The sequence below is a fragment of the Nocardia higoensis NBRC 100133 genome, assembly GCF_000308595.1.
Classification (GTDB): domain Bacteria; phylum Actinomycetota; class Actinomycetes; order Mycobacteriales; family Mycobacteriaceae; genus Nocardia; species Nocardia higoensis.
In genome coordinates this window covers 41445-51964 of sequence record NZ_BAGA01000081.1, presented here as the reverse complement: position 1 = coordinate 51964, position 10520 = coordinate 41445, and the positions used below count along the sequence as shown (strand labels likewise).

The following is a 10520-nucleotide window of genomic DNA, read 5'->3' as shown; positions in this document are numbered from 1 at the left end:
GACGAAGGCGGGCGCAGATGAGCATGGCTGTGGAAGTGCACGGACTGGTCAAGAACTACGGCAGGGCCCGGGTGCTCGACGGGGTGGATCTGGAGATCCCGGCGGGCACGGTGATGGGTCTGCTCGGTCCCAACGGCGCGGGCAAGACCACCACCGTCCGGATCGTCACCACGCTGCTGCGCCCGACCGCAGGCACGGTGCGGGTGGCGGGCGTCGACGTGCTGCGCGATCCGGCGGCCGCGCGACCGCGGATCGGCCTGTCCGGCCAGTACGCGGCGATCGATGCCAATCTCACCGGGTTCGAGAACCTGCGCATGGTCGCCCGGCTCTACGGCATGAACCGGCGCGAGTCCGCCGAACGCGCCAGGGCGCTGCTGGCCGAACTGGGACTCGAGGATGCCGCCGACCGCAGGGCGGGCACCTACTCCGGCGGCATGGCGCGCCGGCTGGACCTGGCGGGCGCGCTGGTCACCCGGCCGCCGGTGGTGGTGCTCGACGAACCGACCACCGGCCTGGACCCGCGCGGCAGGCTGGACATGTGGCGGGTCATCGGCGAACTCGTCGCGGACGGCACCACCGTCCTGCTCACCACCCAGTACCTGGAGGAGGCCGACGTGCTGGCCGACCGGATCGTGGTGATCGACCACGGCCGGGTCATCGCCCGTGGTTCGGCCGAGGAACTCAAATCCTCCATCGGCGGTGACCGGCTCACCGTCACCCTCGCCGCGGGACAGGACCCGAATCCCGCGCTGCGCGTGCTCGGCGAGATCGGGCTGGGCGAGCCCCGGCACGAATCGGGCGGCGAGGAGGTCTCGGTGGTGGTCGGCGACGGCACCCGCACCATGGTCGAGGCGTTGCGCAGGCTCGACGACGTCGGCGTGTGCGTGCTCGACGCGAACGTGCACCGGCCCAGCCTCGACGACGTATTCCTGTCCCTCACCGGCAGCCCCGCCACCGGCGATGCCGAACCGGAAACCGACGACATCCCCGAGGAGATCCTGTCGTGACCACCGCCACCGAACTGGCGCCGGAAGAGATCGCGCCCACACCGGCGAAACATCGTGCGACAGTGCACTACTCGCCGCGCTTCCGGTTCTTCCGGGACAGCGCCATCGTCGCGCACCGCAATCTGCTCACCATCCTGCGGGTGCCGACACTGCTGGTGACCGCCACCATCCAGCCGCTGATGTTCGTGTTCTTGTTCGCCTACATCTTCGGCGCGTCCCTGGGCGGCAGCCAGTACCGCGAGTTCCTGCTCGCGGGCATCTTCACCCAGACCGTCGCCTTCAGCGCCGCTTTCACCACCGTCGGCCTGGCGGGCGACCTGCAGAAGGGCATCATCGACCGGATGCGTGCCCTGCCGATGTCGCGGATGGCCGTCCTGATGGGGCGCACCCTGTCCGATCTGGTGGTGAGCATTCTCAGCCTCGCGGTCATGGTCGGCTGCGGCTATGTCGTCGGCTGGCGCATCAACGGATCCATCGCCGACGCGGCGCTGGCGTTCGGCATCATCCTGCTGTTCGCCTTCGCCATGTCCTGGGTGGGGGCGCTGACCGGCCTGCTGTCGTCGAACGTGGAGGTGGCCCAGAGCGCCGGGCTGATCTGGCTCTTCCCGCTGACCTTCATCTCCTCGGCATTCATCTCCGCCGCCGCTCTGCCGGGCCCGCTGCGGGTGATCGCGGAATGGAATCCGATCACCGCGGTCGCGGCATCGGGGCGCAAGCTCTTCGAGAACGGGGCCCCGCCGTTCTTCCCGCAGCCCACCGGCTGGCCGGCCGAACACTGCGTGGAGTACGCGATCTTCTGCTCGGTAGCGATCCTGGCCGTGGCGATGCCCCTGGCACTGCTGCGCTACCGCAAGGTGGCCAGTCGCTAGCCCGGCCCGCACAGCAGAACAGCTCGGACAGCGCGAAGGCCGTTCCCTCCGGAGCAGGAGGGAACGGCCTTCGGCGGTCTGTGCGTGGTGTCAGCCGCGGCGACGGGTCTTGAGCAGTTCGAGGCGCTCCTTGAGCAGCTCCTCGAGCTCTTCCTTGCTGCGGCGCTCGAGCAGCATGTCCCAGTGCGTGCGCGGCGGCTTGACCTTCTTGGCTTCCTGGGTGCTGCCTTCGAGCAGGGTGCCTTCCTGGCCGTTGCGGCACAGCCAGGTGGGCGGGATCTCCGCGTCGTCGGCGAAGGGAACGTCGAACTCTTCGCCGTTGTCGGTCCGGTACCTGGCGATGCGGCGCGGAGCGAGGTCGTGGTCGCGGTCGGTCTCGTAGCTCACCGCTCCGAGCCGACTGCCCCGGAGTACGCGATCTGCCATGGTGTGCCTCTCCCTGTGTGTCCGAGTGTCCCTGTGTATCCGAAGTGCCTGTAAGGACAACGCTCGAATCCGCGTCTTCGTTCCCGACCGGCGATCGGAGAACCGTTCCATTCTAGTCGGTGGCCTGGTCGCGGCTGTGCGCGGCCGTCGCCGACACGTGCTGCCGGGTGCGCGCGCGGATTCCCGTGTGACGCACTAGTCTCATGGCCCATGACACGGCGCTTGCTGGCCTGCCTGTGGTGCGGGCGGGAGATCGTGGAGTCCGAGTCGGGGCGCCGGCGCCGCTATTGCCGCCAATCGTGCAGGCAGCGTGCCTACGAACACCGCAACAGCGTGAAAGGCACCGGGATTCCCGAGGATTCGGTGATCCTGAGTGCCCAGGAGGCCGCCGACCTGGCCGATCGCTGGTTCGCGGCGCGCTGCGCGGCCGAGGACATCGCGACGGCGATCCAGGAAGGCGCGAGCGCCACCGAACTGCACGAACTCAGCGTGACGCTGGTCGAGCTCGCCCGCGCGGCGGAACGGTTGCGCTGACGAGTGCCGGCCGATCCGATGAGCACACGCTGAGCCGGCGCACCCGACTCGGTGATATCTATCGATGACTCATTGGTGGACGTCGATGCCGCGCGCGGCCAGCCAGCCCGCGGGGTCGACCGGGCCGACACCGGGTACGTGGACCTCGTAGTGCAGATGCGGGCCGGTGGAGTAGCCGCGACTGCCGACGGTGGCGATCACGTCGCCGGCGCCGACGTGCTGACCGACCGAGACCAGGATGTCGTTCATGTGGCCGTAGACGCCGACGGTGCCGTCGTCCTGCTGGATGCGGACCCACAGGCCGAACCCGCTGGCCGGTCCGGCCTCGATGACGACGCCGTCGGTGACGGCCGAGATGGGTGCGCCGAGCGGATCGCCGAAGTCGAGGCCGGCGTGCATGGCGCCCCAACGGTAGCCGAAGCCCGAGGTGAGCACGCCTGCGGCGGGTCGCACGGTGCTCGGGCGCGGGGGTGCGGGCGGCGGCGGAGGGGGCGGCGGAGGCGGTGCGAGCTGGGCGAAGCGATGCTCGGCCCAGGGGGCGTGTTCGGCGGTGATCCGCGGGAGCTCCGGGAGCTCCGGGAGAGACGGGAGTTCCGGGATCTGGAGTGCACGCGGCGAGAAGGCGGTGAACTCGATCATGTCGTCGGTCGAATCGACGAGGACGCGGGGTGTGCGGGCGATCTCGGCGGCCGAGGCGGCGCCCGCCTCCTCGGGTCCGAACGCGTTGACGGTGGTGAGGCTGATGCCGAGCGCCGCGGTGAGGGCGAGCGCACGGCTGGTGGCACGGCGGCGACGGGATGAGGCGGTGCTCGGACGAACAGTCGGTAACGAATCGGTCACGGGCATGCCGATGAACGTACGACAGGTCGCGATGGTGCCCGCAATCCTGTGGCTACCCTCACACTCCTGGGAAAATGCGGAGATCAGGTAACGAGTCGGTTACGACACGCCGTGTCGGCACGGGCAACCTGCGTGTATGCGCTAATGAAGCGATCTTGAAGTATCGCGGCACTATGAGCAGACTGTTGAAGTGGTGACTAACGGAGTGCGCGCCCTCGAAGCGCTGGCCGACCCCACCAGGCGGGCTCTGTTCGAGACCCTCGCGCACGGCCCGCACTCCGTGGGCGAACTGGCCGAGATCGCGGAGGTGACCAGCTCGGCCGTCTCGCAGCATCTGAAGATCCTGCGGGCCGCGCGGCTGGTCATGCGACGTCCGCACGGCAATCGGCGGATGTACAGCCTGGATCCGCGGGGCCTCGGCGACGCCCGGGACTACCTCGAGCAGTTCTGGCCGAGTGCGCTGGCTGCCTATTCGGCGGCGCTGGCGGAGGCGGATCCGGAACGCGGGCCCGCATGAGTGCGCGGGCCGGTCAGCCGACCCGTCGATAACCGGTGGGCCGGCGGGCGGCGGGCGCGGTGCCGGGCCAGGTGCGGCGGCTGAGCTGCCGATCGACTGCCTCCACCACCTCGGGGACCTCGATGGCGAGCAGGCCGGGATCCGGGGTGTCGGCGAAAGGATCGCCGTGCCGGCCCGCCCACAGCACCGCATGTCTGCCCAAGAGATGGGGCGGCGGCCCGGCGCAGCGTGGCGGGGTCGGGCCGAACAGCAGCACCGTGCGGGTGCCGAACGCCGTGGCCAAGTGCGCGATACCGGTATCGCCGCTGACGACCAGCGCGGCTTCGGCGACCGTCGCGGCCAGCTCGATCAGGTTCTGCGCGCCCGCGAGCACCCGATCCCGGCCGAGGCCCGCGCGGGCGGCGACGGTCAGAGCGATATCGCGTTCGAACTCGTCGCCGGTCAGCACCACCTCACGGCCCATCACCAGCAGATGCCGGACGACCGCGGCGAACCGTTCGGCCGGCCAGCGGCGTGCGGGCGCACCCGCACCGACGTGGACGACGACGCAGTCGCGATGGTCGGTCGTGGCGACCGGTGGCACCAGACCCAGATTGCGGCGGTCGGCCACGATGCCGCCGGACTCGAGCAGATGGCACCAGCGTTCGGTGTAGTGCATGTCGGGTTGCCACTGCGGTCCGTCGATCTGGGGACAGGCGGGATGACGGTAGGTGAGCACGCGGGCAGCGCCGGTTCGGGCGAGGGCGGCGATGCTCTCCGGGCCCGGCCCGTGCAGATTCACCGCCAGCGCGGGAGCGGGACCATCCCAGCGCAGTACGTCGGGGGAGGAGGTCGGTAACAGGGCGTCGACCGAGGAGACCAGGTCCACGATCGGCTTGAGCCGTTGCGGCGCGGCCAGCACGATGCGGTGACTCGGCTCGGCTCTGCGCAGCGCGCGCAGCGCCGGGACCGCGGTGAGCAGATCGCCCAGCCCGCGTGCCTGAAGCACGAGTAGTTCCGCCACCGTCGTCTCTCCTAGCAGCCCTCGGTTCGTGGTGCCCGACCGGCTCGCCGGCGCCGGTTTCGGCGCATCCGGCGAGAGTCGCTTAACGAGGACTTCCCCTGGCGTCACAGCGATAAACGTGGACAGGGTGTGGCGTTATCGATCCCACTGTCCCCGGTCGCAGTATGGTCGGTCCGGGCCATCCGGGCCGCTGTTCTCCCAGCTAGACGTACTCCCAGCCGGAAATTCCCATGACGAGGAGTGTTCTCATGGCGAGCAAGCTCAACCCCTATGTCAGCTTTCGTACCGAGGCCAGGCAGGCGCTCGAGTTCTACCGTGACGTCCTCGGTGGCGACTTGCGGATCAACACCTTCGGCGAGGCCGGCGACGCACCGGACGATCTGGGTTCGCTGGTGATGCACGGCCAGCTCGAGACGCCGAACGGGTTCACCCTGATGGCGGCCGACACTCCGCCCGACATGGAGTTCGAGGAGGGCAGCCGGATCACCATCAGCCTCAGCGGTCAGGACGCCGACGAGTTGCGCGGCTGGTGGGAGCAACTGAGCGCCGACGGGGTCGTGACGGTGCCGCTGGAGAAGCAGATGTGGGGCGACGAGTTCGGTATGTGCACCGATCGCTTCGGCGTCGGCTGGATGGTGAACATCGCCGGGGCCGGTCAGTAGCACCGACACTCGCGTGACGGGCCGCAATAGATCCGAAGGAATTCGGCTCGCCGGGAATAGCATCTGCCCATGACAACCGAAAACGTGGTGGACGGGCCGGTCCAGACGCTCGCCAGATCGGCGTGGCAGGCGATTCTCGTGACCGGTGTTATCTCGGTGTTCCTCGGCATCGTCGTGCTCGTGTGGCCGGGTAAGACCTTGCTGGTGGCAGGTGTGCTGTTCGGCATCTATCTCGTGGTGTCGGGGGTGCTGCAGTTGATATCGGCCTTCGGCGCGACCAGGAGCGCGGGCATGCGCGTGCTGTATTTCCTCAGCGGTGCGCTGTCGATCGTGATCGGGCTGTTCTGCTTCCGCGACGAGCTGACCTCGATCCTGTTGCTCGGGATCTGGATCGGCATCGGCTGGCTGTTCCGCGGCGTCGCGCTGCTGGTGGCCGTGGTGTCCGAGCCGGGCCTGCCCGGACGCGGCTGGCAGGGCTTGTTCGGCGTGCTGACCGCCATCGCCGGTGTGGTGCTGGTGATCTGGCCGGTGAGCTCGATCGCGACGCTGACGCTGGTGGCCGGTATCTGGCTGATCGTGCTCGGCATCACCGAGATCATCACCGCGATGGGGGTCCGCAGGGACGCCAGGAAGCTCGACGACGCGCTGCGCGTGCCGCCGAATCCCATCTAGACCGACGACCACGCGGGCCGGAAGCCACGAGTTCCGGCCCGCGGATCAGTTGCCGGTACGGGCCGGGCCCTCGTGTGGGCCCGGCCCGCCGTGCGCCCGAGGGCGGTCACGATGCCGAGTGGACCTGTTCCTGGTCGCCGACATAGGCCGCCCACAGTGCCCGGTAGGCGCCGCCGCGCTCGAGCAGTTCGGCGTGCGTTCCGGCTTCGAGGAGTCGGCCGTGGCCGAGGACGACGATGAGGTCGGCGTCGGCGGCGGTCGCCAGCCGGTGCGCCACCACGATGGTCGTGCGCCCGGAGGTGAGCACGTCGACGGCGGCGCGCACCCTGGCCTCGGTGGCCAGATCCAGGGAGGCGGTGGCCTCGTCGAGGATCAGGATGTCGGGTTCGACGAGCTGCGCGCGAGCCAGCGCGAGCAACTGACGTTGTCCGGCGGACAGATTGCGGCCGTGTTCGCCGATCGGCTGGTAGTAGCCGTACTCGAGCGCCGCGATCATCTCGTGCGCACCGACCGCGCGAGCCGCCCATTCGATCTCGGCGGGGGTGGCGTGCGGTTTGCCGTAGGCGATGGCGGCGCGCACGGTATCGCCGAACAGGAACGGTTCCTGTGGGACGACCCCGAGCCGTTTGCGGTAGTCGCGCAGCCGGTAGTCACGGATGTCCACGCCGTCGACGAGCACCTGCCCCTCGGTGGGGTCGTAGTAGCGGGCCAGCAGTTTCACCAGCGTCGACTTGCCCGCGCCGGTCTCGCCGACCAGCGCGACCTTCTGCCCCGGCGCGATCCGCAGATCGATCCCGGTGAGCACCTGCCCGGAATCGGTGGCGTCGTAGGAGAATCCGACCCCGCGCATCTCGATCGCGCCTTCGAGCCCGCGCACCGGCGTCGCGTCCTCGGCGTCCGGTGTGGTGACCTCGGTGCGCAGCAGCGCGCCGAGCCGGTCGACGCCGACGACGGCCTGCTGGTAGCTGTCGAACACCTGCGAGAGCTGCTGGATGGGGGAGAACAACAGGTCGATGTAGAGCAGGAAGGCGATGAGGGTGCCCGCGCTGATCGCGCCCGCCCGCACATCGTGCACGCCGACCGCGAGGACCGCGGCGGTGGCGACCACCGACATGAATTCGACGAACGGGAAGAACACCGCCATCAACGTCTGGCTGCGCATCCGGGCCTCGCGATAGGCCCAGGAGCGGCGGTCGAATTCGAGCTGGTTGACCGGTTCGCGTCGGTAGGCCTGGGTGACGGCGATGGCGTCGACATTCTCCTGCAGGTAGGCGTTGGCGGAGCTGATCCGGTCCCTGGCCAGGGTGTAGGCGGGCACCGACAGCCGCCGGAACGCCACGGTGGAGACGACCAGCACCGGCAGCAGCGCGAGCACCACGACCGCCAGCCCGGCGTCGATGACCAGCAGCGCGACGACCACGCCGGCGATGGTGACCGTGCTGGTGAGCGCGGTCGCCAGGCCCGTCTGCAGGAACGCCGAGAGCCCTTCGACGTCGGTGGTCATCCTGGTCATGATGCGCCCGCCGAGTTCGCGCTCGTAGAACCGTAATCCGAGCCGCTGCAGGTGGGCGAAGGTCTTGACGCGCAAGCCGAACAGCAGGCGTTCGCCCGCGCGGCCGGTCACGCGCACCTGTGCCATGGTCACCAGCCAGTCGAGGGCGACCACCAGCAGTGCCAGCGCCGCCGCGCCCAGGAGCACGTCGCGGGCGCCGAGCAGCACGCCGTGGTCGATGCCGTAGCGGACCAGGAAAGGGATGGCGATCTGGGCGATCGCGTCCAGGGCGACCAGACCCAGTCCGGCCAGCAGCGGCAGTGCGAAGGGGCGCAGCAGCCTGCGCAGGGAGAACGCGGGATCGGGTGTGCGGGAGAACGAATCGGGCACCTCGGGCTCGCCGCGCAGTGGCGGCAGCTTCGCCATCAACTCCGCGACGTCACCGGTGGGCGGGGCCGATGCCATCATGCCGCCGCCCACGCCCCTGCCCATCGCGCCCGGCGCGCCGGCCGCGCGCTGGGCGAAGGAGCGCGCCGCCTGTTCGAGGGCGCGGTCGTCGTCCTCGCCCGCGGCCGGTTCCACCCACAGCGGGGCCGTCGGGTCGCCGGGCCCGGCGGTGCCGTCGATGCCGATGCCCTCGACCTCCGGTGGCGTGAACAGGGCGCGGAACAGCTCACCGGAGGAACGCAGCTGTTCGGGTGTGCCGAGTTCGGCGATCCGGCCGCCGTCGAGCACCGCGACCCGGTCGGCCAGCGCCAGGGTCGACATGCGGTGCGCGACCACGAGGGTGGTGCGAGCCCTGACCTCGGCGGCGATGCGGCTGAAGATGAGTTCCTCCACCTGGGCGTCGATGGCGGAGGTGGCGTCGTCGAGCACCAGGATCGGCGCGTCGGTCAGCAGCGCGCGGGCCAGGGCGATGCGCTGACGCTGGCCGCCGGACAGGCGCTGGCCGCGTTCGCCGATCGGGGTGTCCAGACCGTCGGGCAGGGCGCGGACGAATCCGTCCGCCGCGGCCAGATGCAATGCGTGCCAGATCTCCTCGTCGGTGGCCTCGGGACGGCCGTACCCGACGTTGGCGCGCACGGTGTCGGCCATCAGGTAGGTCTCCTCGAACACCATGGCGACCCGCGCGCGGGCATCGGGCAGTTCGCGGATGTCGACGCCGTCGAACAGCACCGCGCCGGAGTCGGGTTCGAACAGTCGCGGCAGCAGTCGCATCAGCGTCGTCTTGCCGCTGCCCGCACCGCCCGCCAGTGCCACGGTCTCGCCGGACTCGACCACCAGATCCAGCCCGTCGAGAACCGTCACCTCGTCGAATGCGAAACGCACCGCGCGGAATTCGACGCTCGGCGGTCGCTCGCCCGCGGGTGCGACGACCGCGGGCGCGGCGGGTGGGGCCGGAGTCTCGATGACCTCGCGCACCCGTTCCAGCGAGGCCCGCCCCTGCTGGCTCACGGTCAGCAGCATGGAGAACTGCCGGATCGGGTTCACGAACAGACCCAGGTAGGTCATGAAGGCCAGAAAGGTGCCCAGGGTGATCGACTGCTCGAGCGCGAGAATGCCGCCGACCACCAGCACGAGTGCCTGACCGACGGCGGGGACCGTCGCCATCGCGGGGGTGAACCAGCTGGTGATCCTGGTCAGTCGTAGCCGCGACCGGTAGAGGTCGCGCGCGCTGCGCTCGAGCCGGTCGAGTTCGTGGCCCTCCTGGCCGAAGCCCTTGACCACCCGGACACCGGCGACCGCGGCCTCCACGCTGATCGCGACCTCGGCGGCGCGCGCCTGGGCGTCCCAGTTGGCCGGGAACAGCGCCTTCTGGCCTGCGCGGGTGATCAGCCACAGCGCGGGCACCACCAGCAGCGCGATCACCGTCAGCGCGGGCGACATCAGCGACATGAGCACCAGGGCGGCGCCGAGCATCGCGACGTTGCCGGTCACCATCGGGATCAGCTGCAGGAACATCTGGATCAACGTGACGTCGGTGATCGCCCGGCTGACCACTTGACCGGTGCGCAGGCTCGCCTGTTCGCGCCCGTCCAGGCGCAGCAGCGCGGCGAACAGGTCGCTGCGCAGGTCGTGCTGCACACCCAGCGACAGCTGCGAGGAAGCGACCCGGCGCGCACAGGAGGCGGCGAAGCGCGCGATGCCCGCGGCCAGCAGCGCGACCGCCCAGGGAAGCACCGAGCCCGCGCCGGTGGTCGTGGTGTCGACCACGTGGCGCACGATGAGCGGCAGTCCCGCCGTCAGTGCCGCTGCCAGCAACGCGCCCACCGCGGCGATCACGACTGTCGTGCGATGGTCCAGGCAGCGCCGCCACAGGTAGCGCAGCCAGCCGTCGCTCTCGACGCCCTCGCTCCCGGCGTGCCCGCCCGGTTCCGCGGCGCGGCTGCCCCCGGCGGGAACGCGTCGGTCGTGATCGCGCTCGGTACATTCAGTGTCGGTCACCGGTGTTCTCGGTCCTCTCCCGTTCGTGCACGCGCCGCGTGTGGACCCACGGG

General features: G+C 70.1%; 10 protein-coding genes. 6 read left to right on the top strand and 4 right to left on the bottom strand.

Translation table 11 applies throughout. The features are described 5' to 3' along the window. The first annotated feature begins 17 nt into the window (after positions 1–17). The gene (locus ON26_RS14915) at positions 18–1007 is read left to right on the top strand and encodes a daunorubicin resistance protein DrrA family ABC transporter ATP-binding protein (protein WP_040796733.1); all 990 of its coding nucleotides are present in this window, start codon (positions 18–20) and stop codon (positions 1005–1007) included. A 62-nt stretch (positions 1008–1069) separates the two neighbouring features. Further along, a complete protein-coding gene (locus ON26_RS14910) occupies positions 1070–1876 on the top strand; it encodes an ABC transporter permease (RefSeq protein WP_040796781.1) in 807 nt (268 codons plus the stop codon). A 90-nt stretch (positions 1877–1966) separates the two neighbouring features. Here the strand turns inward: ON26_RS14910 and ON26_RS14905 are convergent, their stop codons facing one another. Next, positions 1967–2302, bottom strand: a complete 336-nt coding sequence (locus tag ON26_RS14905) for an RNA polymerase-binding protein RbpA (RefSeq protein ID WP_040796732.1) — start codon at positions 2300–2302, stop codon at positions 1967–1969. Between the two features lie 210 nt (positions 2303–2512). On the opposite strand from ON26_RS14905, the gene ON26_RS14900 reads away from it, so the two are divergent. Next, a complete protein-coding gene (locus ON26_RS14900) occupies positions 2513–2836 on the top strand; it encodes a hypothetical protein (protein WP_040796731.1) in 324 nt (107 codons plus the stop codon). A gap of 69 nt (positions 2837–2905) precedes the next feature. Here ON26_RS14900 and ON26_RS14895 read toward each other — a convergent pair whose 3' ends face one another. Then, positions 2906–3682 (bottom strand): M23 family metallopeptidase, encoded by a 777-nt coding sequence (locus tag ON26_RS14895; protein WP_040796730.1) that lies wholly within the window; start codon positions 3680–3682, stop codon positions 2906–2908. 184 nt (positions 3683–3866) lie between these two features. Between ON26_RS14895 and ON26_RS14890 the strand changes: the two genes are divergently transcribed. Beyond that, on the top strand, positions 3867–4193 hold the full coding sequence (locus tag ON26_RS14890) for an ArsR/SmtB family transcription factor (RefSeq protein ID WP_040796729.1): 327 nt from the start codon (positions 3867–3869) through the stop codon (positions 4191–4193). Between the two features lie 13 nt (positions 4194–4206). On the opposite strand, the gene ON26_RS14885 is transcribed toward ON26_RS14890, so the two are convergent. Further along, entirely contained in the window at positions 4207–5196 is a 990-nt protein-coding gene (locus ON26_RS14885) for a glycosyltransferase family 9 protein (RefSeq protein ID WP_040796728.1), read from the bottom strand. A 248-nt stretch (positions 5197–5444) separates the two neighbouring features. On the opposite strand from ON26_RS14885, the gene ON26_RS14880 reads away from it, so the two are divergent. Then, the gene (locus tag ON26_RS14880) at positions 5445–5858 is read left to right on the top strand and encodes a VOC family protein (protein ID WP_040796727.1); all 414 of its coding nucleotides are present in this window, start codon (positions 5445–5447) and stop codon (positions 5856–5858) included. 69 nt (positions 5859–5927) lie between these two features. Beyond that, the gene (locus tag ON26_RS14875; RefSeq protein ID WP_040796726.1) at positions 5928–6530 is read left to right on the top strand and encodes an HdeD family acid-resistance protein; all 603 of its coding nucleotides are present in this window, start codon (positions 5928–5930) and stop codon (positions 6528–6530) included. A gap of 106 nt (positions 6531–6636) precedes the next feature. Here the strand turns inward: ON26_RS14875 and ON26_RS14870 are convergent, their stop codons facing one another. Continuing rightward, on the bottom strand, positions 6637–10467 hold the full coding sequence (locus tag ON26_RS14870; protein ID WP_051027084.1) for an ABC transporter ATP-binding protein: 3831 nt from the start codon (positions 10465–10467) through the stop codon (positions 6637–6639). Positions 10468–10520 lie beyond the last annotated feature (53 nt).